This window comes from Arthrobacter sp. Y3221048 (assembly GCF_059092685.1).
Map to the genome: position 1 here is coordinate 363,054 of NZ_JBNHHX010000001.1, position 25,369 is coordinate 388,422.

22 protein-coding genes and 2 riboswitches are annotated in these 25,369 nt (G+C 68.3%); of the genes, 7 read left to right on the forward strand and 15 right to left on the reverse strand.

Annotated features, from left to right (window positions below):
- Position 1: 1 nt before the first annotated feature.
- The 3 genes from AC5RVS_RS01710 to uriH are packed head-to-tail and all read right to left on the reverse strand — an operon-like array spanning position 2 to position 3,425.
- Positions 2 to 961: a ribokinase gene (locus AC5RVS_RS01710; RefSeq protein ID WP_494106876.1), complete on the reverse strand. Its 960-nt coding sequence runs from the start codon at positions 959 to 961 to the stop codon at positions 2 to 4.
- Positions 958 to 2,382, reverse strand: coding sequence for a uridine transporter UriT (gene uriT, locus AC5RVS_RS01715; protein WP_494106877.1), 1,425 nt, complete (start codon positions 2,380 to 2,382; stop codon positions 958 to 960). The genes AC5RVS_RS01710 and uriT overlap by 4 nt, the downstream gene beginning before the upstream one ends.
- Positions 2,379 to 3,425 (reverse strand): uridine-preferring nucleoside hydrolase UriH, encoded by a 1,047-nt coding sequence (gene uriH, locus AC5RVS_RS01720; protein WP_494106878.1) that lies wholly within the window; start codon positions 3,423 to 3,425, stop codon positions 2,379 to 2,381. Before uriH ends, uriT begins: the two co-directional genes overlap by 4 nt.
- A gap of 214 nt (positions 3,426 to 3,639) precedes the next feature.
- On the opposite strand from uriH, the gene AC5RVS_RS01725 reads away from it, so the two are divergent.
- On the forward strand, positions 3,640 to 4,641 hold the full coding sequence (locus AC5RVS_RS01725; protein ID WP_494107296.1) for a LacI family DNA-binding transcriptional regulator: 1,002 nt from the start codon (positions 3,640 to 3,642) through the stop codon (positions 4,639 to 4,641).
- 39 nt (positions 4,642 to 4,680) lie between these two features.
- On the opposite strand, the gene AC5RVS_RS01730 is transcribed toward AC5RVS_RS01725, so the two are convergent.
- From AC5RVS_RS01730 to AC5RVS_RS01745, 4 genes are all read right to left on the reverse strand, one after another.
- Positions 4,681 to 5,481, reverse strand: a complete 801-nt coding sequence (locus tag AC5RVS_RS01730) for an SDR family oxidoreductase (protein WP_494106879.1) — start codon at positions 5,479 to 5,481, stop codon at positions 4,681 to 4,683.
- Between the two features lie 58 nt (positions 5,482 to 5,539).
- On the reverse strand, positions 5,540 to 5,860 hold the full coding sequence (locus AC5RVS_RS01735) for a putative quinol monooxygenase (RefSeq protein WP_494106880.1): 321 nt from the start codon (positions 5,858 to 5,860) through the stop codon (positions 5,540 to 5,542).
- Positions 5,861 to 6,018: 158 nt separating this feature from the next.
- Positions 6,019 to 6,564, reverse strand: a complete 546-nt coding sequence (locus AC5RVS_RS01740; RefSeq protein WP_494106881.1) for a DUF1990 domain-containing protein — start codon at positions 6,562 to 6,564, stop codon at positions 6,019 to 6,021.
- Between the two features lie 3 nt (positions 6,565 to 6,567).
- On the reverse strand, positions 6,568 to 6,972 hold the full coding sequence (locus AC5RVS_RS01745) for an MmcQ/YjbR family DNA-binding protein (protein WP_494106882.1): 405 nt from the start codon (positions 6,970 to 6,972) through the stop codon (positions 6,568 to 6,570).
- 351 nt (positions 6,973 to 7,323) lie between these two features.
- Here AC5RVS_RS01745 and AC5RVS_RS01750 point away from each other — a divergent pair, with 351 nt between their 5' ends.
- Positions 7,324 to 8,163, forward strand: coding sequence for a DUF1206 domain-containing protein (locus AC5RVS_RS01750; protein WP_494106883.1), 840 nt, complete (start codon positions 7,324 to 7,326; stop codon positions 8,161 to 8,163).
- 70 nt (positions 8,164 to 8,233) lie between these two features.
- Here AC5RVS_RS01750 and AC5RVS_RS01755 read toward each other — a convergent pair whose 3' ends face one another.
- The 8 genes from AC5RVS_RS01755 to AC5RVS_RS01790 all read right to left on the reverse strand — a co-directional run bounded on the left by AC5RVS_RS01755 (position 8,234) and on the right by AC5RVS_RS01790 (position 19,132).
- Complete coding sequence (locus AC5RVS_RS01755; protein ID WP_494106884.1) at positions 8,234 to 9,853, reverse strand: ABC transporter permease; 1,620 nt, start codon at positions 9,851 to 9,853, stop codon at positions 8,234 to 8,236.
- Positions 9,853 to 10,761: an ABC transporter ATP-binding protein gene (locus AC5RVS_RS01760; protein ID WP_494106885.1), complete on the reverse strand. Its 909-nt coding sequence runs from the start codon at positions 10,759 to 10,761 to the stop codon at positions 9,853 to 9,855. Before AC5RVS_RS01760 ends, AC5RVS_RS01755 begins: the two co-directional genes overlap by 1 nt.
- Before the next feature lie 326 nt (positions 10,762 to 11,087).
- Positions 11,088 to 12,503 (reverse strand): LLM class flavin-dependent oxidoreductase, encoded by a 1,416-nt coding sequence (locus AC5RVS_RS01765; protein ID WP_494106886.1) that lies wholly within the window; start codon positions 12,501 to 12,503, stop codon positions 11,088 to 11,090.
- Positions 12,504 to 12,591: 88 nt separating this feature from the next.
- Positions 12,592 to 12,682, reverse strand: a riboswitch (SAM riboswitch).
- Positions 12,683 to 12,745: 63 nt separating this feature from the next.
- Positions 12,746 to 14,194 (reverse strand): APC family permease, encoded by a 1,449-nt coding sequence (locus AC5RVS_RS01770; protein ID WP_494106887.1) that lies wholly within the window; start codon positions 14,192 to 14,194, stop codon positions 12,746 to 12,748.
- Positions 14,195 to 14,210: 16 nt separating this feature from the next.
- Positions 14,211 to 15,467, reverse strand: coding sequence for an acyl-CoA dehydrogenase family protein (locus AC5RVS_RS01775; protein WP_494106888.1), 1,257 nt, complete (start codon positions 15,465 to 15,467; stop codon positions 14,211 to 14,213).
- Positions 15,468 to 15,668: 201 nt separating this feature from the next.
- Positions 15,669 to 16,907 carry an acyl-CoA dehydrogenase family protein gene (locus AC5RVS_RS01780; protein ID WP_494106889.1) on the reverse strand — a complete coding sequence of 413 codons (1,239 nt, stop codon included), beginning with the start codon at positions 16,905 to 16,907 and terminating at the stop codon, positions 15,669 to 15,671.
- 74 nt (positions 16,908 to 16,981) lie between these two features.
- Positions 16,982 to 17,096: riboswitch (SAM riboswitch) on the reverse strand.
- A gap of 151 nt (positions 17,097 to 17,247) precedes the next feature.
- Positions 17,248 to 17,664, reverse strand: coding sequence for a CoA-binding protein (locus AC5RVS_RS01785; protein ID WP_494106890.1), 417 nt, complete (start codon positions 17,662 to 17,664; stop codon positions 17,248 to 17,250).
- Between the two features lie 133 nt (positions 17,665 to 17,797).
- Complete coding sequence (locus AC5RVS_RS01790; protein WP_494106891.1) at positions 17,798 to 19,132, reverse strand: alpha/beta hydrolase; 1,335 nt, start codon at positions 19,130 to 19,132, stop codon at positions 17,798 to 17,800.
- Between the two features lie 120 nt (positions 19,133 to 19,252).
- On the opposite strand from AC5RVS_RS01790, the gene AC5RVS_RS01795 reads away from it, so the two are divergent.
- The 5 genes from AC5RVS_RS01795 (at position 19,253) to acs (ending at position 25,247) form a co-directional block, all read left to right on the forward strand.
- Positions 19,253 to 19,795 carry a helix-turn-helix domain-containing protein gene (locus tag AC5RVS_RS01795; RefSeq protein ID WP_494106892.1) on the forward strand — a complete coding sequence of 181 codons (543 nt, stop codon included), beginning with the start codon at positions 19,253 to 19,255 and terminating at the stop codon, positions 19,793 to 19,795.
- 470 nt (positions 19,796 to 20,265) lie between these two features.
- The gene (locus tag AC5RVS_RS01800; RefSeq protein WP_494106893.1) at positions 20,266 to 21,105 is read left to right on the forward strand and encodes an ABC transporter ATP-binding protein; all 840 of its coding nucleotides are present in this window, start codon (positions 20,266 to 20,268) and stop codon (positions 21,103 to 21,105) included.
- Positions 21,106 to 21,211: 106 nt separating this feature from the next.
- Positions 21,212 to 22,255 carry an aliphatic sulfonate ABC transporter substrate-binding protein gene (locus AC5RVS_RS01805; protein ID WP_494106894.1) on the forward strand — a complete coding sequence of 348 codons (1,044 nt, stop codon included), beginning with the start codon at positions 21,212 to 21,214 and terminating at the stop codon, positions 22,253 to 22,255.
- Positions 22,255 to 23,175 carry an ABC transporter permease gene (locus AC5RVS_RS01810; protein ID WP_494106895.1) on the forward strand — a complete coding sequence of 307 codons (921 nt, stop codon included), beginning with the start codon at positions 22,255 to 22,257 and terminating at the stop codon, positions 23,173 to 23,175. Before AC5RVS_RS01805 ends, AC5RVS_RS01810 begins: the two co-directional genes overlap by 1 nt.
- Positions 23,151 to 25,247, forward strand: coding sequence for an acetate--CoA ligase (gene acs / locus AC5RVS_RS01815; RefSeq protein ID WP_494106896.1), 2,097 nt, complete (start codon positions 23,151 to 23,153; stop codon positions 25,245 to 25,247). Before AC5RVS_RS01810 ends, acs begins: the two co-directional genes overlap by 25 nt.
- The last annotated feature ends 122 nt before the right edge of the window (positions 25,248 to 25,369 follow it).

Sequence of the window (25,369 nt, forward strand, 5' to 3'; positions counted from 1 at the left end):
GTCAGGCGCCTAGCCGCAGACTCTCCACGTCTGCCAATCGCGGATACGCGGCCTGGGTTCCCTTCTTCGTGGCAGCCAGAGCGGCAGCGACCGAAGAGAACGCCGCCGCCTCGGCCAAGGTCTCCCCTGCGGCAAGCCGTGCCGCGAGGGACCCGGTGAAGGCGTCGCCGGCGCCGGTGGTGTCCACGGCGTCAACCTTGGTGGGGGCGATCCGGGTGAAACAGCGCCCCTCCTCGGCCTGCGCATCCAGCACGATGGAGCCGTCGGCGCCCAGGGTGACCACGACGCGCTCCATCCCCTGCGCCGCAAACTTCAAGCCCACCTGCTCCCAGTCGGCAACGGCGGCATCGGCGCCGGGCATTGCGGCGCCGCCGAGGAACTGCGAAGCCTCGTGCGCGTTGACCAGCAGGACGTCGGTGAGTTCGGCCAGGCTCTGCGGCACGGGCGCGTAAGGCGAGAGGTTGAGCAGCACTGTTGATCCGGCGTCGTGCCCCGATCTTGCTGCCGCCTCCACGGCGTCCAGGCCGACCTCGAGGCAGAGGCAAACCACGGCTGCGCCATCGAAAACGTCCCTGGCGGCGACTACGTCATCCGGAACTACGGTGCCGTTGGCGCCAGGGGAAATGACGATGCTGTTCTCCCCCGCGGCGTCAACGGTAATGACGGCGACGCCGGTCTCGACGTCGGCGGCGCGGCGCACACGGGAAACGTCCACGCCGGCCCCTGCAACGGAGGCCAGCAGCATGTCTCCATTGGAGTCCTCGCCCACCGCGCCGATCATGGCGACGTTGCCGCCGAGCCGGCCAGCGGCCACGGCTTGGTTGGCGCTCTTGCCGCCCGGGTTCACGGCGAACCCTTCCCCGCGGAGGGTTTCGCCGGGGTTGGGCAGCCGCTCGGTGTAGATGGTCAGGTCCGCGTTCAGGGAACCAACGACGACGATGCGTCCGGCCTGCGGATTCACTGTTCCACCTCGGCATCGACGGGCTTGGGGATCAGCAGCGAGGCGGCGAAGGCCGCGACCGTGATGACCAGGCCGACCACCACCACCGTGAGGTAAGAGGCGCGGTCGCCCAGCGCCGAAGTGCCCACGAGCACCGCCGGCAGCACCAGGAAGCTCAGCCCGGCGCCGAGGTTGAAGGCTCCGGCGTTCATGCCCGGCAGGAAGCCGGGGTTGCCCGGGGGCGAGAGCACCACGCCGAGCCCGTTGAGCATAATGTTCGCGGTGCCGGCGTACATGATGCCGAGCAGCGCAGTGGCGGCGACCATCACCGGCAGGCTGTTCAGGCCGAACAGCACAATGATCACCAGGGAGATAATGCTGCCGATCATGCCGATGCGCAGCACATTGGTGTAGCCCAGTACCGGGGCGAGCCGTCCGCTGATCGGGCCGAAGACCCAGCCCAGCAGCGCGTAGGGGGTCAAGATGAGCAGCGCCGTTTCGGTGGGGCCGAGGCCGAAGCCGGGTGCCGCTGCCTGTACGTAGGCGGGGACAATCCCGTTGATGACGGCGAAGATGCCGGTCATGGTCAGGACCGTGGTCAGCAGCGGCGCCCACGTGGAGCGCTGGCGCAGATGGACAATCTCGACCATCGGCTGCTTCGCGCGCTTTTCGGTGACCCAGAAGGCGGCGAACGCGGCGGCGGCCACGGCGATCAACACCAGCGAGAGGACCAGGGTTTCACTGGAGAACCCGCCGACCAGCTTGGCCGCCTCGTTCAGCGCGGTGAGCAGGGCACCGACCGCGACAACAATAAAGACGACGCCGGTCCAGTCCATCCGCGTCCCGGCCTGCGGTTTGCTCTCGGGCGTCAGGACGGCGACGAGAACCGCGGCGATCACGGCGAGGACCACCATGAACCAGAAGATGCTGCGGAAGCCGTAGTGCTCGGCCATGTAGCCGCCGAGGAAGGCATCGACGCCGGCTACGCCGCCGTTGACCGCGAGGATGACGCCCATCAGGGTGCCGTAGGTGCGCGGGTTGGGCACGGCGGTGCGCAGCATGATGAGGCACAGCGGCACGGTGGGGCCGCTGGCGCCCTGGATGATCCGGCCCACGAAGAGCCACGTAACGTCCGGGGCCAGCGCTGCGATCACGGAGCCAGCGGCCGTCAGCAGCATCATCCCGACGAGGATCCGCTTGCGGCCGACAATATCGCTCAGCCGGGGCAGGAACAGGGAGAACAGCGCGGCTGTGGTGAAGAACCACGTCTGGGACAGGCCGATCGAGGCCTGGTCTGTCTGCAGTTCCTCCCCCATGGTGACCAGGGCGGGGCTGAGCATGGAGGCATTGAGCTGGAAGGCCACGCAGGCCGTCAGCAGGGCAACCATCAAGGCGGTGGTGCCGCGGCGGGTTGCCTTGGCTTCGTGGAGAACGGCGCTCATTTCGCTGCCATCCCGGAGTTCTGGGGCGCCGCGGAGGCGGGTGACGCCGTCGTTGTTGTGGTGGCGGCGGTTCCAATCTCTACCTCGCCGATCCGGACCAGCGCGTCGGTCACCAGGTTCCAGAACTTGGTGCGGTCAAGGTCCACGGCCACGGAGGTGTGGCAGTCGTCCGGTGCGGGGGCGCGGAAGTCAGCGACGGTCATGCCGAGGGTCAGCTTGCCCTGCAGTTCGATGTCGACCGGGACCTTGCGGGTGGTCATCACCGTGGGGTCGATGACGTAGGCGACGGCGCACGGATCGTGGACCGGCGGATGGTCGAAGCCCTGCGCGTCCTTGTAGGTTTGGGCGAAAAAGTCCATCAGTTCGCGGACAAAGCGGGCCGGACCGGTGCCGACCGCTTCGATCTGCTCGACGACGTCGGGGGTGGCCAGCGCCTGGTGTGTGAGGTCCAGTCCCACCATGACCACCGGCCACTTCTCGTTGAAGACGATGTGGGCGGCCTCGGGGTCGATCATGATGTTGAACTCGGCCACGGCGGACCAGTTGCCCACGTGGTAGCCGCCGCCCATCAGCACGACTTCCTTGACCCGCTCGACGATGCGCGGCTCCTTGCGGGCGGCCATCGCGATGTTGGTCAGGCCGCCGGTCGGGACCAGGGTTACGGTGCCGGGTTCGTGCCCCATGATCGTGTCGATGATGAGATCAACGGCGTGGCGCGGGTCCAGTTCAATGCTGGACTCCGGCTGCGCGGGGCCGTCCATGCCGGACTCGCCGTGGATGTCCGGCGCCGTTTCGATGGTGCGCACCAGCGGGCGGTCGCAGCCGGCGGCGAACGGGACACCGGTGATGCCGGCGATGGTTCCCACGGCCAGAGCGTTCTTGGTGACCTTCGCCAAGGTCTGGTTGCCGACAACGGTGGTCACGGCGAGCAGTTCGATCTCCGGGTTGCCGTGGGCCAGGAGCAGCGCCACGGCGTCGTCGTGCCCCGGATCGCAGTCCAAGATGATCTTTTTCGGTCCGGGCGTCGCGGAAGTGGCGTCCATGTTTTTCTCTCCACGTCATCGGGGTCCGCCGCAGCGGGGATTCAGTCTCAGGAAGTGTGACACCCCTTTCCGGTTCACGTCAAACGCTTGACGTAAACATGCGTCAAGCGCTTGATGCCTTGTCTTGCTTGACCGTGCTTATCATGGGCTCATGGATTCCGCCCGCCCTCCCGTTCAGCACCCGCCGCGCGTCGGTGGGCGGGTGACCGCGGCGATGGTGGCGGCACGCGCCGGGGTCTCCACTGCGACGGTTTCCCTGGTGGCCAACGGCAAGACGCGCGGACGGGTTTCCGCGGACAACATCTCCCGGGTCAGCCAGGCCATCGCCGAACTCGGATACGTGGTGGACAGCGTGGGCAGTTCGCTGGCCAAGGGGGTCAGCTCCATTGTGGTTCTGGTGGCGCCGGACATTTCCAACCCGTTCTTCGCCAAGGTCGTTGCCGGCGTCCGGGAATCCCTCGGCGCGGACTTCCAGCTGCTGCTCTCCGTCACCGAAGCCGGTGAATTCCCCCGCGCGGATGACATCCGCCGGATCCTCGCCCTGCGCCCGGCAGGCCTGTTGGTGGATGCCCCCGATGCCGCGTTCCTCGAGGACCTCTCCGCCACGGGCCCCCTGGTGCTGCTCGACGCGCCCGGGCTGGAGGCTTATGCGCCGTCCGTCAACCTCGACGTGGCCCACGGCGCCCGCGAACTCGCGGCGCATCTGGCCGCCTCCGGCCACCAGCGGGTGGCGTACCTGGACAGCGTGACCGGCACAGCCACCTTCACCATTCGCCGGACGGCCTTCCTGGCGGAGGCGGCCGCGCGCGGGATGACCGTGGACCCGGCCCACCTGATCAGCAGCACGATCGACGTCGGCGCGTCGACCGAGGCGTTTGCAGCCGCCTGGCCCCAGTGGCGGCAGTCCGGTGTCACCGCCGTCGTCTGCGCCACCGATACCCACGCGTACGGCGTGCTGCAGCAAGCGCGCGTTGCCGGCGTGCGGATCCCGGACCAACTCGCCGTCGCCGGCTTCGACGACCTGCCCTACTCCGCCACCAGCAACCCCGGCCTCACCAGCGTCCACCTTCCCGCCGCCCGCCTGGGCCTCAAGGCCGGCGAACAGCTGCGCGGCCTGATCGAAGGCCGCGACCTCGAGCAGCCCCAGCTCACCTTGGAGGCCTCGCTGATTGTGCGCGGCTCCACGGAGCGGATCGCCGCCAACTACGCCAACTAATTAACGACGGAAGCGGTCCGGGCCGTTGTACTGCTACTGCTACACCTTGCGCCAGTCGTGGCCGGTCACGGCCGCCCCGGCCTGCGGCCCCATCTGCAGCATGCCTCCGTCCACCACCCACGACGCCCCGGTGACGTAGCCGGCTTCCGCGGACGCCAGGAAGGCGATCACGGCGGCGACCTCGCGGGCGTCGCCGGGGCGGGCCAGCGGGATGCCGGGGCGGTCGATGCGGTGCGGGTCTTCGTCCTCGTTGCCGGTCATGGCGGTGGCGATCTCCCCCGGCGCGACGGAGTTGACCGTGATGCCGTGCCGGCCGAGCTCCAGCGCCATGTTCTTCACCAGCCCGCCGAGGCCATGCTTGGCGGCGTCGTAGGGGGCGGCCCCGATCATCGGCTGGTGCTCGTGCACGCTGGTCACGGCGATGATCCGGCCCCCGCGGCCGGCCTCCGCCATGCGCCGGGCTGCCCGCTGCATGCAGACAAACGCGCCGTCCAAGTCGGTGGCAACCACTCTCCGCCACGTCTCGTAGTCCAGCTCCAGGAACGGCTCCGAGGCGCCCGTGCCCGAGTTGTTGACGAACACGTCCAGCCCGCCGAGTTGCTCCGCGAGCGAATCGACCACGTCCCCGCAGCCGGGCAGGTCCGTGGTGTCCAAGCGGGCGACGGCGGCGCTGCGGCCGAGCGCGCGGACCTCCTTCGCCGTGTCCTCGGCTCCGTCCCGGTCCGAATGCCAGGTGATCCCGACATCCATGCCGGCACGGGCCAAGGCGACGGCGGTGGCCCGGCCGATGCCGGAGTCGGAACCGGTGACGATGGCTGTGCGGGGCGTGAACTGTTCCATGCGCCCTATTGTGGCGAAGAACCGGCCGCTTGCCAGCCCCTCCGGCCGCCGGGGACCGCTACGCGACGGTCATTTCACCCATCAGGTCCCAGTCTTCGCCCTCGACCTGCCGGCTGATGATCCGCGGCGTCTCCTGCAGGTACTGCGGCTGCTCCTGCATGGCCTTCTTGAAGTGGTCGCTCTTCACGTGTGCTTCGGCCGCGTCGTCCCGGAAGGCCTCCACCAGCACGTAGGTGTTGGCGTCGTCCACGCTGCGTGACCAGTCGAACCACAGGTTGCCCGGCTCGGCACGCGTTGCCTCGGTGAACTCGCGCACGAGTTCGGGGAAGCTGTCGGCGTACTCGTCCTTGACCTTGAACTTGACCACAATGAAAATCACGCGGCATCAGCCTTTCTTCTTTGGGATGTCTTTTCATCCTGCCATGCACCGCGCGGTCCGTCAGGTCAGGTGCGGCCAGGCAGGATTGGCCCAGCGTCAGTTGGCGTCGCTGCCCGGCCCGTCCGCCAGCCCGCCGGTGCCTGTCGACGGCCAGTCAGTTAGCGGCGCTGCCCGGCCTGTCCGCCGGCGAGCGCCTTGGCTGCTGCAATATAGCGCCGCGTGACCAGCCGCTGGGCGGCTTCCGCCACCGGCGCGCCTGTCCGGTAGAACCAGTTGGAATGCCGGCTGAACGCGAACACCTCGAAGACCACCCGCCCGTTCCCCTCCAGCACAGCAGCGAAGCCTTCTTCCCCCGACTCCGGATGCCCTGGCAGCGTGCCGTAGCCAAAGCCCGTCCGCGTTGGCGTCCGTTCCGTCCACACCACGCGGCACGGGATGGCGAGCCGCAGCGGACCGACTCCGAACCCGCACACCACCTCCACGCCTTCGGCGGCCACCGGCTCCGTGGCATCGACCCGCAGCCCGGCCAGCCGATGCACTTCCCACCCCACCAGCCCTTCGGCGAGCCGGTGAAAAGCATCTTCCCCCACACCGACACCGACCCGATGGTCGACGACACGGTATCCCGGCGGCGAGGTGCGTTCCCGACTCAGCCCCACGCCGTCGTACGTCAGCGGGGCGCTGCCCAGGTCCTTGGACTTCATCCTTCAGCCCTGCCGCGCATCTTCGCCCCTGGCCAGGCCCATCCAGCCCAGCATCTCGCGGTCGCGGCGCGGCAGGGATGCCACCACCAGATCGTAGGAGTCCTCGATCATGTCGCGCAGCATGTCGTCGGGCAACCCGCCGTCGCAGCGCACGCCGTTCCAGTGCGTTTTGTTCATGTGATAGGCACCCGTGATCTCCGGATGCGCCGCGCGCAGCTGCTGCGCCAGCACCGGTTCACACTTGAGGCTGATGCTCAGCTGTGGCGCCTGCAGGTCCGAGAGCGCGAACATCTTGCCGGCCCGTCCCGCCGCCCGGACCTTGAACACCGACGCCTCCGGGCCAAACGGGAAATCCTCGAACGCCCCGGGCAGGGACAGGCAGAATGCGCGCAGCGCGGTTGCGTCCATAGGCACGAGCCTACTGCTCCCCGCCCGCGCGGGTCACGGTTCTGCGGGAACCGCGGTGGCGCCCCGCTCGGGCCACCGTCCGGGGAAGAACCAGGTGTACGCCCGCACCCCGTACCCCGCGCCCGCCGGGGAGACCCAGGTGCCTGCCCGTCCCGCACCCGTCCGCGTCACCGTTCGGGGAGAACCAGGTGTACGCCCGCGCCCGTGCCCCGCGCCCGCCCGAGTCCCCCCGGTGCGCGGCGGCAACTTCGGTGGCAGGATGGTTTCACAGTTGTTTCACGGGGAACGACGGCGGGGCTTCCGTGCCGCCGGCGGGTTTCGGAATGGGCCACGGCTTTAGAGAGGAGACCCATGGCAGACACCGGCAGGGAAGCGAAGCGGGCGGCCGGCAGGGCGAAGGACAAGACCGAGGACGCTGCCAATTCCAAGGTTTTCGAGCGGGTAGCGCGGTTCGGATACGTGGCCAGCGGCCTGCTGCACGTGCTGATTGGAGCAATCGCGCTCCGGCTCGCCTTCGGCGGAGGTGGCGAGGCGGACCAGACCGGGGCCGCCTCAAGCCTGGCACAGCGCCCGGGCGGAATGTTCCTGCTCTGGGCGGGCATGCTTGCCGCCGCGGCCTTGGCCTTGTGGCAGATTAGCGAAGCGGTGTTCGGCGGACGCGGCCGCCAGGCTAAGAAGAAATGGGGCTACCGGGCCAAGTGCGTGGGACTGGCCATCGCTTACACGGTGGTGGCGGTGTCGTTCGGCAGCTTCGCGCTGGGCTCCGGCGCCGACAGCAGCCAGAGCTCCCAGGACGCCAGCACCCGGCTGATGCAATGGCCCGGCGGTGTCGTTGTCCTGTTCCTGATTGGCGCTGTCATCATGGGCGCCGGCGTCTACTACGTGTTCAAGGGCCTGAAGAAGAAGTTCCTGAGCGACCTCAAAAGGCTCCCCCGCGGCAGCACCGGCACCGCCGTGACGTGGCTCGGCGTCGTGGGCTATGTGGGCAAGGGGCTGGCACTGTTCGTGTTGGGGCTGCTGCTGGCGGTGGCCGCGGTGCAGCACGACCCGCAGGAGGTCAAGGGGCTGGACGGGGCGCTCAAGGCGCTGCGCGACCAGGCCTTCGGCCCGGCCGCCCTCGCCCTCGTCGCCGTTGGCCTGATTTGTTACGGCCTGTACATGGGCGCCCGGGCACGCTACGCCAAGATGTAGCGCGCCCGGGCAGCGTGCTCCACCGCTACTCCGCGCATACAGCGGGCACCACTTATCCGAGCGGTCGGCGTCACGCGGTGAGGTCGCGGCGCCGGAGCAGATAGGCAGCGACCCCTGCCCAGGCGAGGGCAATACCAGACATGATCAGGGCAGCTGCTGGGTCAAACGGCTCGACCGGCATCGCCGCGGAGTGTCGGAACGGGCTCACATCCTGCAGCCAGGCAGGCAGGCGCAGCAGTTCACCGAACTGCCCTAGGACCAGGCCACCGGCCAACATGCCCCAGCCCACCGGAATACTTAACCTGGGCGCCGCTGCGAAGAGAAACGCCGTTGCGGCGATGAACACGGCCGCGGCCGGGGCGTGGGACAAGGCAGCAGCCACGAGCAGGCCCGGGGGGCCGTTCACCACGCCGGACAGGGTGAGGCCGATGGTCGCTGCGGTCCCGGCGACGACGGTCACGATCACCACCGAGGCGGTAGCAAGTACCAGGTTCGCGCCAAGCCACCGTGCCCGGGAGCGGGGCGTGGCCAGCAGAAGCTCGGCCCGGCCCTCCGCTTCCTCTGCGCGCAACCGCAGCACAGCTTGGATACCGGCGGCCGCGGCCAGGACACCGGCGATGCCCAGCAGGGCAGCCGTGAACACATCGATGATCTCCGCCCGGCTGCCAGGGACGAGCCGGAGGATCAGCTCCCGGAGCGATTCGTTGCCGCCAATCACGTCACCGACCACCGGCCCGAGCCCCCCTGCGATCCCACCCAGCAGGGCTGCGAAGACGCACCAGCCGATCAGGGTGGGCCGCTGTTGGCGCCAAGCCAAACCAAGGAACGAGCTACCCCCGGCACCGGCACGCGCTCTGCCGACACGTTCAGTCAGCAGACTGGCGCCCAGATCTCTCCCGCTTCTAACCACTAGTGCGGTAACGGCAAGGGCGCCGGCCGCCGCCAGCAAGACCAGCAGCGGCGCGGGATCGGCGGCCGAGAAGGGCCGGGAGCGCTGGCCCCACCCGATGGGCGAGAGCAGCGAAACCCAACCGCTGGTGACCTGGGTCAGATCGGCGCTCGGGGTACCGAACGCATCGCCGATACCGCGAAGGAAATATGCTGCACCGACCAGCCCCGCGGCCGCTCCGTTGGCGGCCCGCCCCGAGGGCATGACCTGTGCGATGACCGCAGAGACGGCCACGAAAAAAGCCCCGACAGCGCCGACGGCCGCCCCGGCCGTGACTGCCCCCGGTCCGGGCAGCCCGGCGGCGGCGAAACCGGCGGCCACGCAGACAGCCAGCACCAGATTCGCGGCTGCCCCCACCGTCAGGGTTGCTGTCAGTGACGCGGCCCGCGGGATCGGCACGGAGCCGATGAGCTCCGCGCGTCCCAGCTCTTCATCGGAACGGGTATGTCGGATGACCAAGAACGTGCTCATCAGTCCTGCGAGCACGGCGGTGAAGGCATAGCCCTGAAAGAACACCATTGCTCCGATACCGGTCCCGTCGGGCAGGCCGCGGAGGAACAGGAACGCCGGGTTCACCGCCGCCACACCGATGATCGCCGCCCTGTCGGCCTCGTCCGCGAATTCCGTGGCCACCGCACCTGCCACGGCGAATCCCAGAAAGGCGATGCCTAGGATCCAGACGGGCAGAATAATTCGGTCCCGCTGTGCCTGGACCAACACCAGGCGCATGATGCCGGACATCAGAGAACCTGGCCGGTGGAGTCACCGTAATGGCTCAGGAACAGGGATTCCAGCGATGGCGGGGAGACTTGCAGACCGCTGATCCCTGCCGCCGTAACCGCTTCCAACACAGGTGCGAGGTCGGCTGCGTCCACGTCAAACTCGACAACGTCACCGTCGGTCAGGACGCCCTGCGCCCAGGGCAGGGACCTCAACAGCCCGGCATCAGACCCCTCGATGCGGAAATGGGTTAGTTTGAGATGCCTCAGCTCCGCCAGGGTCCCCGATTCCACGGCCCGGCCGGAACGAATGATGGTCACCCTGCCGCACAGTTGCTCGACTTCGCTGAGGATGTGGCTGGAGAGCAGTACAGTCGCACCGTCAGCGCTGACGCGCCGGACCTGCCGACGGAACACCGAGTCCATCACCGGGTCCAAGCCGGCACTGGGCTCATCGAGCAGGTAGAGCCGGGCCGGGCGAGCGAACGCAGCGATGAGTGCAACCTTCTGCCGGTTGCCTTTCGAATACGTCCGGGCCTTGCGCCGGGGATCAAACTCAAACTCATCGATCAGTTCCCGGCGCAGCCGCTCCTCGGGGCCGCCGCGCAATCCGGTGAGCAGGTCAATGACCTCCCCACCGGACAGGTTCGGCCATAAGCTCACGTCCCCGGGAACGTAAGCGATGTCCTTGTGGACGCGGACCGGATCCCGCCAAGGATCCAGCCCGAACACGCGCGCAGTTCCTGAGGTCGGGCGGATGAGACCGAGGAGCACCCGCAAGGTTGTCGATTTGCCGGCCCCGTTGGGACCAAGGAATCCATGGACCTCGCCCGAAGTCACGCGCAGATCAAGGCCTCCCAAGGCACGGGTCCTGCCGAAGGTCTTCGCGAGACATGTGACGTCAATGACCGGATCTGCTGCTGATGTCATGTGGGGCCCGCTCCCTCGGTCCAGCGACGACGACCGAGGCTGCCACGGCGTTCCGCGGGAACTCTCCCACTGTTACCCCCGGGCCGACCAGGCTTCCCGGCTATCCGATCCACAGACTACGTCCGGTCCGACCCGCCAGGGAAGAGCGACCAACGCCGGTCAGGCTGCGCGTTAGGCCCCTTGAAAAACTCTTCAGCCCGGGACAACCGCTTTCTCCTGGAATTCGGAGCGTCTGGCGTTAGCGATGTTTGTGCAGACGACGGTGACCGTCCCTCAAGGGGCGGCCACCGCCGTCGTTGTTCAGAAGGTTCTGCTGTTGTCCACGCTTAGTCGACCAGCGCGTTCTGCAGCCGGAAGCCGGCGGCGCGGTGGTTCTCCGGCAGCTTGTCGCCGCGGCCGAAGAGCTTGTTGCGCAGGGTCCCCGGCGCGTACTCCGTGGGGTAGGCGCCCAGCTTCTGCAGCTCCGGCACGACGTATTCCACGATGTCCTCGAAGGTGCCCGGGGTGATCGCGTAGGCCAGGTTGAACCCGTCCACGTCGGTCTCGTCGACCCACTCCACCAGCTTGGCGGCCACCTCCGCGCCGGAACCGACGGTAATCGGGCCGAAGCCGCCGACGCCGACCCATTCGGCCAGCTGGCGGATGGTCCACGGCTTGCCGCTGTCGCCGGAAGCCTTCTGGAAGGTCTCCACCGAGGACTGGATGGCATTGGACTTCACGTTCCCGCCGATCACGTCGTCCGGGCCGTAGGTGGAGAGGTCAACGCCCATCCAGCCGGAGATCAGGGCCAGCGCGCCGTTGATGTCCGCGTAGGACTTGTAGTCCTCGAATTTGGCCTGCGCGGTGGCGGTGTCCGGTCCGGTCACCACGGTCTGCATCGCGTAGATGCGCACGTCGTAGCGGTCGCGGCCCGCCGCTTCCACGGCGTCGCGGATCTTCTTCACCGACGCCGCGAGCATCTCCTTGGTCGGGCAGGTCACGAACACCGCCTCGGCGTTCCCGGCGGCGAACTCGGTGCCGCGCTTGGAGGCCCCGGCCTGGAAGATGACCGGGGTGCGCTGCGGGCTCGGCTCGGTGATCGCGATGCCGGGAACCTTGAAGTACTTGCCCTCGTGCCGGATCTCGTGGACCTTGGCCGGGTCGGTGAAGACGCCGGTTTCGACGTCCTTGACCACGGCGTCGTCCTCCCACGAGCCCTCGAGCAGCTTGTAGATGACCTCGAGGTATTCGTCCGCGTGGTTGTAGCGCTCGTCGTGCTCCAGCTGGTCTTCCTGGCCCATGTTGCGCGCCGCCGAGGGCAGGTAACCGGTGACCACGTTCCAGCCGACCCGCCCGTTGGTCAGGTGGTCCAGCGTGGCCAGGCGGCGGGCGAACGGGTACGGGTGCTCGTAGGCGGTGCCGGCGGTGACGCCGAAGCCGAGGTTCTCGGTGACCGCGGCCATCGCCGAAACCAGCATGAACGGATCGTTTACCGGGACCTGTGTGCCGGCGCGCAGCGTGGTCTCGTTGGAGGACCCGAAGACGTCGTAGGTGCCGAGCACGTCGGCAATGAACAGGCCGTCGAACAGGCCCTTTTCCAGCACCTTGGCCAGGTGGGTCCAGTAGCCGATAGTGTTGTAGGTGGCGGACTTGTCCTGCGGGTGGCGCCACAGTCCGGGCGACTGATGGCCCACGCAGTTCATGTCGAAGGCGTTGAAACGAATCTGGCGCCGGGGGTTAGGGTTCGGGTTATTCAGGGTCATGTCAGGCTCCTTTTCTGATGAGAAGAGCCCGCGCCGGCCCTCCGTTGGGCATGCGGCTGCCAACGGAAGACCAACGAGAGATCGAGCTTCTCCATCGGTCCTGGCGGTAGCACCTTCCTCGAAGGAGGGGGTTGCTGCGGCGTCAACAAGCCAGGTCTCTCGGCCGCTCTGGATGGGTACCCCTCCATTGGACACCCGGGGGCGTCCCGGAGGGAAATGTTCGCCGTCACGCGAGGTAAGAATTACGACGCCGGTGCGCCCTCCCGCCTCTTCGCCCCCGCTATTGCTCCGACCGCGAAGCACAGCAGGATCAGGACGACGACGGCGACCGCCAGCGGGACGCTGTTGCCGACCAGGGTCGGGAGGTTCTGCAGGATCAGCCCCAGGATTCCCAGCAGCCCGATGAGTCCGAGGGCCGGGGCGACGGTGCGTTTCCAGTTCCGGAGGGGCGCACCGTTCCGGCGGAAAAAGACCAGGACGGCTGCGCTGGTCAACGTCATCAGCACCACGATTCCCAACGACGCGAAGCCCGCGAACCAGGTGTAGAACTGCATGATCGGATCCCAGCCGGCCACGACGGCGGCCAGCAGGAACAGGGCCACCACCGTGTTGGCCGCTGCGGAAGCCAGATGCGGGGAGCGGTGCCGGCCGTGGGTGCCGGCCAGCTTGGCCGGGAAGATGCCCTGCCCGGCGACTTGGAAAAAGTAGCGGGAACCGATGTTGTGCAGGGACAGGATGCAGGCGAAGAGGCTGGTCGCCAGCAGCAGTTGGATGATGTGGCTGCCGGCCGTGCCCAGATAGAGCATCGTGGTCTCCGAGAGCAAGGTGCCCGGCGCGTCCGTGGCCTTTTGGACGACTCCCTCGTCGCCCCAGACGCTGATCAGCAGCCAGCTGGAAAGGGCGTAGAAGGCGCCCACCACGATGAGGGCCACATAGGTGGCGCGCGGGATGGTCTTGTCCGGGTCGCGCGCTTCGTCGCGGAAGACAGCGGTGGCCTCGAAGCCGATGAAACTCAGGATGGCGAACAGCAACGCGATGCCGGGCGCCCCGGACAGGACGGTGGTCGGGGTGGCGAACCCGGTGGACAGGCCGCCGGCACCGCCTCCGCCAAAGATGATGAAGGCGTCCAAAACCAGCACGATCAGCACCTCGGCCACGAGCAGCACGGCCAGCACCTTGCCGGAGAGCTCGATGTTGCGGTGTCCCAGCCAGGCGACGGCCGCCAGCGCGGCCGCGGCCCACACCCACCAGGGCAGTTCGGGGCCGCCGTAGGCGCGGACCACTTCGTCGACCGCCGGGGCGAAGAGGCCGTAGACGCCTGCTTCCAGGGCGAGGTAGGAGAGCAGGGCAACGAAGGCCGCCCCCAGGCCCGCCCTGCGGCCGAGGCCTTTGTCGACGTAGCTGTAGAACGCGCCGGCCGTTGGCACATGCGGTGTCATCGTGGTGAAGCCGACGGCAAACAACAGCAGAATGGCCATGGCCAGCAGGTAGATGAAGGGAAGGCCGGCGCCGTTGCCGCTGGCGATGGCCAGCGGGACGGTTCCGCCGATGACACCCAGCGGCGACGCGGCGGCCAGCACGATGAGCACAATGCTGGCGACACCCAGCCGGCCGGAGAGCCGCGGAGCGCCGGCAGCGCCGGCCGCGGCTTCGGGTGCCGCGAGGGTTGGGTTTTGGGTGGATACAGACATGGTGTGTGGGTTCTTCCTAGACGGCCGCGGAACGGGCGGCGGGGTTGACTGGCGGGCGGCCGGCGTCGGCATTGGCCTCGCCGATGGTCCACACGAAGGGGGGTTCCGTGGCGTTGACTTCCCAGTCGCCGACGATCCGGGACTTGTAGATGAACGGGTTGTGCGTCGCCACGGTGCGGGCGTTGCGCCAGTGCCGGTCCAGCGCCTTGTCCGTGCTGGTGGAGGAAGCACCGAGCGCGTTGAAGAGGGCGCCCGCGGCGTCGGGGACCAGGGTGCTGAGCACTATCTGCGCCCGGCCCGATTCCAGTTCGACGGCGATGTTGGCCGACTTTTCGGCGTCGGCATCCAGGCGCCGAGCCTCGAAAGCCCTGTCCAGGCTGCGGGCCACACTCAGGGTCGTCGCCGTCGCGGCGTAGGATTTGGCGCTGATTTCGCCGACCACTTGCAGGACTTGCGCGTCGTGCCGGACCAGCGGGGCGTTTCCGTGGCCGAACACCCGCGTGCGGTCCCGCACGTTGTCTGCGGCTTCGGCTGTGACGGCCCGGGCGATGCCGGCCAGGGTGACCAGCAGGATGTGCTGGTAGAGCGCCGTCTGGTACGGGAAGCGGTCGGCGAAGGCTGACACGTTGGCCGGGGCCACAACCGCGTCGGTAAACACAGTGGTGCCGCTGCCGGTCAGCCGCTGGCCGAAACCGTCCCAGTCGTCGAAGGTTTCCACGCCCGGCGTCTTGGCGGAGATGATCACCGAGACATCGGAGCCGTCCGGGCGCTTGGCGGTGACATCGATCCAGTCGGCGAAGATGGTTCCGGTGGTGTAGAACTTGCGGCCGTTCAGCAGCAGCTTGCCGGTGGACTCGGACAGCACGGTGGCGGTTCCCCCGGCACCCGGTTCGGTCCAGGCGTTGCCGGCCAGCTCGCCGGAGGCGAAGCGCCGCAGCCAGGCGCTGCGGTCCGAGGTGCGGCCGTGGTGGTACAGGTTCTCCTCCACCAAGGCAAGGTGCGAACGCAGTGCCTGCGGAATATTGCTGTCTGCGGCGCCCAGCTCGATCAGGAGTTGGGTTAACTCTTCCCAGTCCAGCCCGTCGCCTCCGAACTCGGCCGGAATCCGGGCGGCACCGAAGCCGGCTTCCTTCAGCCAGCGGATCTGTTCATACGGCAGCTCGCGGGTGAGCTCGCGGCTCAGCGCCCCGGCTGCGACGCGCGCGAAGATCGGACGGTATTTGGCGGCTGCGGCGCCGAAGGCCGTGGCGATGTCGTCAATGGTTTCAGTCATGCTGGTTCTCCTGGAGGTTCTGTCGCGAGGGCGGGGGTGACGGGCCCGCGGTCGGCGGGCAATCGTGATGGGGCCCGCCGGTCAGCGGGTAGTCGGGATGGGGCCCGCCTGTCAGCGGGTAGTAATGATGGGCCCGCGGTCGGCGGGAGTCGCTATGGGGCCCGCGGGCCACCGGGCTGTAATGGCAGCGTTAGGCGCGGCTCAGGTGTAGAGCGAAATCGGCTGGACGTCGCCGAGCAGGTAGTTGGCGCCGACCTCGACCTTCTTGTAGTCGACCGGGTCGTGCAGCGTGTGCGTGCGGATGTTGCGCCAGAAAATGTCCAGCCCAACCTCCGATTTCGCGGAGGACGAGCCGGTGGTCTCGAAGATACGGTTCGCCACGTCGACACCGACCTCGGTGGACACGACCTTGAGCCGCGCGATCTCGATCGCCATGTCCGCCCGAGATTCCGCGGTCAGCTGCGCGCCGACGGCGATGACCGCGTCGAACCTTGCATTCGTCCGATCTGCCAGGGCTTCCACCGCGGCAACGCGCGAAGCCAGCTCGCCGTAGACCCGTTGGGTCAGCGGATCCTGGGCATAGGTCTCCTTCGAGCTGAGGAACCAGGAGTTCCTGCGCGCCAGCGTGATCCGGCGTCCGCGCTCCAGCGCCCCCTGCGCGATGCCCAGGTAGAGGTTGCCGAAGGCCAGCTGGATGTACGGGGTGACCAGTGTGGAGAAAGGCTCGTCCCCTACCTCGCCGATGATGTCCGCGGCGGTGATCTGCACGCCGTCGTACTTCACCGAACCACTGGCCGAGAGGCGCTGGCCCAGCGCGTCCCAGTCCCCGAGGTATTCGATGCCCGTTCGGTCATGCTCCAGCGCGAGGGCCAGGAACGTGCCCTGCTCCGGCCCGGCAGCGATCACGGCGTTGACTAGGATGGCGTCACCGACGGAAGCGCCGGTAGAGAAGTGCTTGATGCCATTCAGCCGGTAGCCGTCGCCGTCGGGAACCAGTTCCAGATTCGGGTCCACGGGGTTCACGGAGTCGCCCCAGGACCAGCGGCCCAGCGCGGAGCGACGGAGCAAGCGTTCCTGGACCTGCGCATCACCGTAGAAGACGACGGCGCCCAGGTTCGCGTAGTGGTAGCCGAGAATTTGCGCGATCGACGCGTCGGTGCGGGCCAGGATGCGCACGGCGTGCAGCGCGCTTTCCCAGTGCCCGCCCTCGCCGCCCCATTCGGCCGGGATGATCAGGTTGAGCAGCCCGGAGTTGCGCAGCAGCTCCACCTCGGCGTGCGGGTCGGCATTGCGGCGGTCGCGCTCCAGCACGTCCGGCGCCAGTGCGGCGGCAACGCCTTCGGCTATCTGCTGCCAGTGGGCCAGTTCTTCGGCGGTAGCCTGCCCGGCCCACGGGGATCGGCCGGTTTGCGGGTTGATTTCAGTCACGACGGCGGTCATGTTCGCTCCTCGAGGCGGGGCTCCCGCCTGCCTGCGGCGCAGCAACCATCACGGTTGGGGACGCAGCTTGGCGGGGGCCGTACTTGCCGGGCACGGTGTTGTGCGCGGCCGGATCCTCATCTGGGGCACCCCGCTACGGGAGAGGGTTGCCGCCCAACCAGCCAGAGCTTGTCGTTGGGACTCTTGATCTCGGAGTTGAGTATGCCGGGGCCGATCCGGCGCCGGGAAGCACGTGACAGGCCGTGACGTTCGACGGCGTAATGTTACGGGCGCCTCATCATGTGAAGGCGGCGATGCCCGGCGGGCGGAATGTTGAGGGCTGCCGGGCGGACGCCGCGGGCTAGAGGCCGAAGCGCGGGGCCTCTATTGCCGGGCAGGTATCCATGACTACGTCCAGGCCGGCCGCCTTGGCCCGGTCCGCGGCGGCTTCGTCGACCACGCCCAGCTGGAGCCACACCGCCTTGGCACCGACTTCGATGGCCTGGTCCACCACGGGTCCGACCTTCTGCGAGTTCACGAAGCAGTCCACCACGTCGATCTCGCCGGGAATGTCCGCGAGCTTTTGGTAACCGGTCAGGCCGAGGACGTCGTCGCCTTTCAGGTTGACGGGGACGACTTCCATGTCCAGTTGGTCCATCAGGTACCGGGAAATGCGCATGGCCACCCGGTGCGGGTTCGTGGACAGGCCGACGACGGCCCAGCGGCCCGGGGTTTCCAGCAGCCGCCGGACGACTTTAGGGTCATTCTGGTGTGCCATGGCTCGACCCTACCCGCGACTCTTCTGCACCGGAACCGCCCGCGAACTGCCGCCTCACCGAGAGGTAGGCAATCCCGTCTCGGGCGCCTCCAATGCCATCCGGCAGCTCTGGGGCCCTCCGTGCACTCAGTGGCTAACGAGCCAGCTGCCCGGGGGCAGAAGTTCCAGCCCCGCCGGACGCCCCGGAGGCGGTGCCGGCCTGCTTGGAGATCCAACGTCCCACCAGCTCCAGCAGCTCAGCGTCCACGGGCTCGCGGATCTGGCGCTTGTAGTCGGAGAGGGTCGGAGCCTTCGGGTCGCGGCGCAGCAGATGCGACAGATCCTCCATCTTCCGCGTGGTCACCGGGCCGGGAACGGTGGCCGCGATGATGTCCAGGTCGGCCGGGTCCACCTGCACGTCTTTGGCGCCCGTGATGGCCAGCACCGGCAGCTGCAAGCGCCCCAGGTACGGAACGGGGTCGAAGTCAATGAACTCGCGGTGCCAGAGAGCGTTGATTTTACGGCCCTGCATGCGCACCACGTCCTCGGTGGTGGTCCGAAGTTTTTCCACCGACTTCGCCTGGATCTTGACCAGATTCTGGCGGAAGAGCTTCAGCAGCAAGCGCGGGAATGCGGGCAGCGAGTCGCTGATCTGGGCTGTCTGCCACCTGCCTGTCTCAAAGCCGGTCTGTGCCGAGGCCGAAAGCAGCACCGCACCATCCACCCGCGTGCCGGGATCTGCCGCCACGGCCGCTGCGTGGTAGCTGCCTTCGCTGTGGCCGACCAGGAACACCGGCAGGTCCCCTGTCTTTTGCGTGACCATCCATCGCAGGGCGGCAGCGGCGTCGTCGGTGTTCTGACGGAAACCGGCCGCCCAAAAGGTTCCATCCGAGGCGCCGGTGCCGCGCTTGTCGTAGCGCAGCGAAGCGATCCCGTGGTTGGCCAGCGCGTTTGCCAGGTCACGGCTGATGCCCAAAGGCATCCGTTTATGGTCGGCATTGCGGTCGATCGGTCCCGAACCGGGCAGGATCAGCGCCACGGCACGGACCGTTCCTGCCGGCTCGGCCCAGGTTCCCGCCAACTGCACGGTCCCGGAGGGGAAGCGGACCTCTTCTTCCGTGACCGATTGCCCGGCGGGCAGGCCGGCGGCGGCACGGATTCGGGCCGCAACGTCCTCCGCATCGGGAAGCGACACAACGACTCGGGCGTACTTTTGCCCGTCCAGGTCAAGCTGCACTGCCGGGGTGCCGCGGCGGGCGACGGCGAGGGTCTTGCCTCGGCCGCGCCACGTTCCCACCCGAGTCCGTCTCGGGATTGCAAGCCCGGGAGCCCGCAGGCCGCGGACGCCGTCGAACGCGTCCGCGAGCACCCGGACTGAGGTCACCGCAGACAGCGGGAAACTTTGGTCGCCGAGCAGCCCCGCAACCTTTTCAAACCGGTCCAACTCCAGCAGAACGTCCTCCTTGTTCTCCACCACTATCGCCGCCACTGCGCCTCCCTTCGGGTCGTTTATTGCTCGTGTCTTGGCCGTTCGAGCCCGGCTTCGGTAGCCGGACAGTCCGATTATTATCAGTTGTGGGAACAATGTCAACTGTGAGAATGTAGAGCCATGTCCTCCTCAGCGAGCGCCGACCTGATCCTGCACCCGGTACGCCTGCGGATTGTGCAGACGCTGCTGGGCAACCGCGAGCTGACGACGGCGGAGATCTCCGCCGAACTCCCCGACATTCCCACGGCGACGCTTTACCGCCACATCGGCACGCTCTCCAAGGCGGGCGTGCTGGCGGTGGCCCAGGAAAGGCCGGTACGCGGCACCACCGAACGCACCTTCCGGCTGGACGTGGCCAAGAGTTCGGTGGCCGAGGACGATCTGGCCTCCATGACCGCCGAGGATCACCGGCGCGGCTTCATGGCCTTCACGGCCGGGCTGCTGGAGGCCTTCGACCAGTACATCGCCGGGGAGAATCCGGATTTCCTGCGCGACGGGGCCGGCTACCGGCAGACCGCCCTCTGGATGACGGACGAAGAGTTCGACGAATTCACCTCCGCCATCAGGGCTGCCGCCCAGAAGGTGGCGGCCAACGGACCGGAAGAGGGGCGGCACCGCCGCTTGTTCTCCACGGTCCTCATCCCGGCGGATCCGCCCGCCTGACCGCCTGCCGCCGCCTGCGGCTCGTGGACGGGAGGAGGCCGCGCCGTCGGCGGCTCCTTCCGACAGGAGGCCGCGCCGTCGGCGGCTCCTTCCGACAGGAGGCATCGCCGTCGTAATGACCTCAGAGGGCGGGCAACCGGCGTCCATGGATAGGCGGGGCGTGGCTGTTTCACCGGCCGGTTCCCCAACGAGCGGATCGCCCGTTTGTTACGGCAGATTATCGTCGCGTTTGTTACGGGTCATTATTACGGGCAGTTTGCCGGGAGCCCCGCGCGTGCCGTTTAGTTGGTGGTGACCATCCCGAGCGGCCGAGAGACCTGGATCGACGACGCCGCAGCAACCCTGGTCACCGGAAGCCCACCCAGACTGCCGGTGATAACGAGGTGACAAGCCACGGGTACGGCCGGCGGAAGCCGGGCCGCACGGCTTGATCCGTAGGGTGCTACTGCCAGGATCGATGGAGTGATCCCATGACTGCAGTACTGTCGTCGTCCCGCCACGCGGCTCCCGCTTCCGCTGCACCCGCGGCCCGTTCCGACTCCGCCCTGGCCGTTTCCTTCCGCGGCCTGAACCGGACGTTCGGCACGGGAGCCCAGGCCCACACCGTGCTGCGCGACGTGAACTTCGATGTCCGTCCCGGCGAGGTGCTGGCCATCCTGGGCCCGTCCGGCTGTGGCAAGTCCACCTTGCTGCGCGCCACCGCCGGCCTCGACGCGCCCAGCGCCGGCACCGTGGAGATCGACGGCACGCCGGTCCAGGGCATCGACTCCCGCTGCGCCGTCGCGTTCCAGGAACCGCGGCTGCTGCCGTGGCACACCCTGCAGGCCAACGTGGCCATCGGCCTGCCCAAGAGCTCCAGTGCCAAGCAGGGCAAGACCAAGGTCGCCCGGCTGCTGGAACTGGTCGGCCTGGCCACCTTCGCCAAGCACCGGCCGCGCGAGGTCTCCGGCGGCATGGCCCAGCGGGCATCCCTGGCCCGGGCGTTGGCCCGCAACCCCGGCGTGCTGCTGCTGGACGAACCGTTCGGCGCGCTGGACGCGCTGACCCGGATCAAGATGCAGGATTTGCTGCTCGATATCCACGCGGCTGAACCCACCACCGTGCTGCTGGTCACCCACGACGTGGACGAAGCCCTGCAACTGGCGGACAGGATCATCGTGCTCGGCAAGGAAGAAGGCCGCGAGGACGACGGCGCCACGATCGTGCGCACCGTCGATGTCCCCGGCGCCCGTCCGCGGGACCGCGGATCGGTCGAGCTGGCCCGAATGCGCCGCTCGCTGCTCGAAAGCCTCGGCGTCGACGGCCATTAGGGCCGCCGTCACCCCTCATCAAGCCAAGCAATTCCCGGGCCGTACGCGCCCAACATCATCCGTCGCGGAATTTCTCCTGTTCCGCACACCGTTCAAAGGAACCACCATGTCTCTTGCCAGCCGTTTCTCCCGCCGCCCGCTCCTGGGCGCAGCCGCCGTTGCCGCCACCGCCTCGCTGGCCCTGACCGGCTGCGTTGCCGGTGAGGATTCCGAAGCCACCGCCGCCCAGGGCACCGGCGATGGCGTGCTCAACATCGACTTCGCCACCTACAACCCGCTGAGCCTGATCATCAAGGAAAAGGGCTGGCTGGAGGCCACCCTTGCCGACGACGGGGTCGAGGTGAACTGGCTGCAGTCGGCCGGTTCCAACAAGGCCAACGAGGCGCTGCGCTCCGGGGCGGTCGACGTCGGCTCCACCGCCGGTTCCGCGGCGCTGCTGGCCCGCGCCAACGGCTCGCCGATCAAGACCATCAGCCTCTACTCGCAGCCGGAATGGGCGGCCCTCGTGGCGCTGCCCGACTCCGGCATCGAGTCCGTCCAGGACCTCAAGGGCAAGTCGGTGGCCGCCACCAAGGGCACCGACCCCTACTTCTTCCTGTTGCAGTCCCTGGAAGAAGCCGGCCTCTCCGCCGACGACGTGACCGTGCAGAACCTGCAGCACGCCGACGGCCTGACCGCCCTGCAGCAGGGCTCCGTCGACGCCTGGTCCGGCCTTGATCCGATCATGGCCGGAGCCGAGCAGGACGGCGCCGAACTGTTCTACCGGAACCTGGACTTCAACACCTACGGTTTCCTGAACGCCACGGAGTCCTTCCTCGAGGAGGAACCGGAGCTGGCGCAGGCCGTGGTGAACGCCTACGAGAAGGCCCGCGCCTGGGCAGCCGAAAACCCCGAGGAAACCGCGCAGATCCTGGCCGATGTTGCCGGCCTGGACCTCGAGGTCGCCACCAAGGTGATCAGCGAGCGCAGCAACCTGAATGTGGAGGCTGCCCCCGGCGAGAAGCAGCGCGCCGTGCTGGAGAAGGTCGGCCCGGCGTTCGTCGAGACCGGCGACGTAAAGAGTCAGGCCGACATCGACGAGGCCCTCGCCACCCTGCTTGACGACTCGCTGGTGAAGAAGGCCGATCCGTCGGCCATCAAGGAATCCTGATGACGCACCTCGGCAACCCCGGCGCATCCGGCAACAGCGTTTACCCGGCCAGCCAGGAAGGCCTCGCGGCCGCCGGCGTCCTCAAGACCGCGGGCGCGCCCAGGCCGGATCAGGACGGCCCCTCACCGGAGTCCCCGGCCAATGGGGGGTCCCCGACCGGGGTGCTCGGCAACGGCTGGGCCCGCCTGATCCTTGGCCTGCTGCTGCCCGCCGCCCTGCTGGCAGCCTGGCAGTGGAGCACATCCGCCGGCCTGTTCAGCTCGGTCCAGCTGCCGGCACCGGGTGCGGTCATCGACGCCGCGGTCGACCTGATCCAGCGCGGCGAACTGGCCCAGCACGTGGCCATCTCCACCCAGCGTGTGCTGCTCGGTTTCGCCTTCGGTGCCGCCCTCGGCCTGGTCTTCGGCGCGCTGATCGGGCTGTCCAAGGTAGCCGATGTGCTGCTCTCCCCCACCATCGGCGCGCTGCGTGCGGTGCCGTCGCTGGCGTGGGTGCCGCTGCTGATCCTGTGGATGAAGATCGGCGAAGACTCCAAGGTCACGCTGATCCTGATTGGCGCGTTCTTCCCGGTGTTCACGACGGTCTCGCTGGCGCTGCGCCACGTGGACAAGAACCTGGTGGAGGCCGGCCGCGCCTTCGGGCTGAAGGGCGTGAAGCTGCTGACCACCGTGCAACTGCCGGCCGTGGTGCCCGCCGTGTTCTCCGGACTGCGGCTGGCCCTGGCGCAGGCGTGGCTGTTCCTGGTGGCGGCGGAACTGATCGCCTCCTCCATGGGCCTGGGCTTCCTGTTGACGGATTCGCAGAACAACGGCCGCACCGACCGGCTGCTGCTGGCCATCGTCCTGTTGGCCATCATCGGCAAGATCACCGATGCGCTCCTGGGAGTCGCGGAGAAATGGGCAGTCAAGAGATGGGCATAGAAGTAGCCGAAACCGCCGGCGGTCGCCGCACCGCCGGAAGCACCGCCGTCGTGCTCGAAGAGGGCCTGGCGCCGTACCGCGACCAGGTGACCGACTGGCCGGAGCCGCAGACCGAGGCCGACCGGATTGCTTTCTGGGAACGCGCGGCGGCCCGGCTTGAGTGGGCCGAGCCGTGGCACACCGCACACTCCGCCAGCCCGGTGGACACCGCGGCGCGGCGGGGACCGGAGTTGCGCTGGTTCGACGGCGGCAAGCTGAACGCCGCGATCAACTGTGCCGACCGGCACGTAACCGCCGGGCGGGGCGACAAGGTGGCGCTGCACTTCGAAGGCGAGCCCGGTGACCGCCGCACCGTGACCTACCGCGAGCTGCAGGAGCTGGTCTCGCAGGCCGCCAATGCGCTGCTGGCGCTGGGCGTCGGCAAGGGCGACCGGGTGGTCATCTACCTGCCGGTTCTGGTGGAAACGGTGGTCATCACGCTGGCCTGCGCGCGGATCGGGGCCGTGCACTCCCTGGTCTTCGGCGGCTTCTCCGCGGAGGCCCTGAAGTTCCGGGTGGAGGACACCCGCGCCAAGCTGCTGGTCACGACCGACGGCCAGTACCGCCGCGGCACCGCCGTCCCGGTCAAGGCCAACGCGGACGCGGCCGTCTCCGGCGAGAACGCGATCGAGCACGTGTTGGTGATCAACCGCACCGGACACACGGACATCAACTGGGTGGAAGGCCGCGACGTGTGGTGGCACGACGTCGTCGAGACGCAGCCGCGCGTCCACGAGGCCGAGGCGTTCGACGCCGAGACGCCGCTGTTCATCATGTACACCTCGGGCACCACCGGCCAGCCCAAGGGCCTGGTCCACACCACCGGCGGCTACCTGACGCAGGCCTCGTTCAGCCACTCGTACCTGTTCAGCAACCCGGACCCGGACGCGCGCGAGGACGACGTGCACTGGTGCACCGCGGACCTGGCCTGGGTCACCGCGCACACCTACGAGATCTACGGGCCGCTGAGCAACGGCGTCACGCAGGTGATCTACGAGGGAGTGCCGAACGCCCCGCACCCCGGCCGGCACTTCGAGGTCATCGAGCGCTACGGCGTGACCAGCTACTACACCGCGCCCACGCTGGTCCGGTCGCTGATGGGCTGGTTCCCCGACGGCATTCCCGCCAGATACGACCTCAGCTCCGTCCGCCTGGCCGGCACCGTGGGCGAGGCCGTGAACCCGGAGGCCTGGCGCTGGCTGCGCAACCAGGTGGGGCGGGATTCGCTGGTCGCCGGGGACCCGTCGTCGGGCGTGCCGATGGTGGATACCTGGTGGCAGTCGGAAACCGGCGCGACCGTGCTCTCGCCGCGCCAGACCGATGCGTCCTTCAAGCCCGGCTGCGCCACCCGCGCCCTGCCGGGGTTGGCCACGGACATTGTGGACGACGGCGGCGCCCGGGTGGGTGCCGGGGAGCAGGGCAACATTGTGGTCACCAGCACCGGGCCGGCGATGGCCCGGACGGTGTGGGGCAATCCGGAGCGCTACTTCACGTCCTACTGGGAAAAGTACGCGGCGCAGGGCTGGTTCCTGGCCGGCGACGGTGCCCGCTTCGACGCCGACGGCGACACCTGGATCCTGGGCCGCACCGACGACGTCATCAACATCTCGGGGCACCGGCTGTCCACGATCGAGATCGAGTCCGCGCTGGTCTCGCACCCGGCGGTGGTGGAGGCCGGCGTCTGCCCGACCTACGACGCCAAGACCGGCCACGCGGCCACGGCCTTTGTGGTGCCGCGCGACAAGTCGCTGATCGGAGCGGCGGCCGGGCAGTCCGAGGGACAGCCGGCGGAGCTTGCGGCAAAGCGGGCCGCCGCGGTTGCGGCCTTGCGGGAGCACGTGACCACGCAGATCGGACCGATCGCCAAGCCTCGCGACGTGGTGTTTGTGCCCGACGTACCCAAGACCCGCAGTGGCAAGATCATGCGGCGGCTGCTGACCCAGTTGTTCGAGGGGACGGAGCTGGGCGACACCACCAGCCTGCAGAACGAGCCGTGCATCGCGCAGATCCAGGCCATCTGCGACGCACGGTAAACCCCCTTCACCGGTCAGGGCTGTCCATGTCTTGGCGGACCGCTGAGCGTTTTCCCTAGTCAGCGCTAGAGGCCGCTCCAAAAGATGGACAGTTGCTGCAGAACTTGGACAGCCGGCCTGCC

Excerpts from the sequence above, each read along its gene's own strand:
- uriT (WP_494106877.1), bottom strand. The coding sequence starts at position 2,382 with ATGAGCGCCGTTCTCCACGAAGCCAAGGCAACCCGCCGCGGCACCACC.
- uriH (WP_494106878.1), bottom strand. The coding sequence starts at position 3,425 with ATGGACGCCACTTCCGCGACGCCCGGACCGAAAAAGATCATCTTGGAC.
- AC5RVS_RS01725 (WP_494107296.1), top strand. The coding sequence starts at position 3,640 with ATGGTGGCGGCACGCGCCGGGGTCTCCACTGCGACGGTTTCCCTGGTG.
- AC5RVS_RS01730 (WP_494106879.1), bottom strand. The coding sequence starts at position 5,481 with ATGGAACAGTTCACGCCCCGCACAGCCATCGTCACCGGTTCCGACTCC.
- AC5RVS_RS01740 (WP_494106881.1), bottom strand. The coding sequence starts at position 6,564 with ATGAAGTCCAAGGACCTGGGCAGCGCCCCGCTGACGTACGACGGCGTG.
- AC5RVS_RS01745 (WP_494106882.1), bottom strand. The coding sequence starts at position 6,972 with ATGGACGCAACCGCGCTGCGCGCATTCTGCCTGTCCCTGCCCGGGGCG.
- AC5RVS_RS01750 (WP_494106883.1), top strand. The coding sequence starts at position 7,324 with ATGGCAGACACCGGCAGGGAAGCGAAGCGGGCGGCCGGCAGGGCGAAG.
- AC5RVS_RS01755 (WP_494106884.1), bottom strand. The coding sequence starts at position 9,853 with ATGTCCGGCATCATGCGCCTGGTGTTGGTCCAGGCACAGCGGGACCGA.
- AC5RVS_RS01760 (WP_494106885.1), bottom strand. The coding sequence starts at position 10,761 with ATGACATCAGCAGCAGATCCGGTCATTGACGTCACATGTCTCGCGAAG.
- AC5RVS_RS01765 (WP_494106886.1), bottom strand. The coding sequence starts at position 12,503 with ATGACCCTGAATAACCCGAACCCTAACCCCCGGCGCCAGATTCGTTTC.
- AC5RVS_RS01770 (WP_494106887.1), bottom strand. The coding sequence starts at position 14,194 with ATGTCTGTATCCACCCAAAACCCAACCCTCGCGGCACCCGAAGCCGCG.
- AC5RVS_RS01775 (WP_494106888.1), bottom strand. The coding sequence starts at position 15,467 with ATGACTGAAACCATTGACGACATCGCCACGGCCTTCGGCGCCGCAGCC.
- AC5RVS_RS01780 (WP_494106889.1), bottom strand. The coding sequence starts at position 16,907 with ATGACCGCCGTCGTGACTGAAATCAACCCGCAAACCGGCCGATCCCCG.
- AC5RVS_RS01785 (WP_494106890.1), bottom strand. The coding sequence starts at position 17,664 with ATGGCACACCAGAATGACCCTAAAGTCGTCCGGCGGCTGCTGGAAACC.
- AC5RVS_RS01795 (WP_494106892.1), top strand. The coding sequence starts at position 19,253 with ATGTCCTCCTCAGCGAGCGCCGACCTGATCCTGCACCCGGTACGCCTG.
- AC5RVS_RS01800 (WP_494106893.1), top strand. The coding sequence starts at position 20,266 with ATGACTGCAGTACTGTCGTCGTCCCGCCACGCGGCTCCCGCTTCCGCT.
- AC5RVS_RS01805 (WP_494106894.1), top strand. The coding sequence starts at position 21,212 with ATGTCTCTTGCCAGCCGTTTCTCCCGCCGCCCGCTCCTGGGCGCAGCC.
- AC5RVS_RS01810 (WP_494106895.1), top strand. The coding sequence starts at position 22,255 with ATGACGCACCTCGGCAACCCCGGCGCATCCGGCAACAGCGTTTACCCG.
- acs (WP_494106896.1), top strand. The coding sequence starts at position 23,151 with ATGGGCAGTCAAGAGATGGGCATAGAAGTAGCCGAAACCGCCGGCGGT.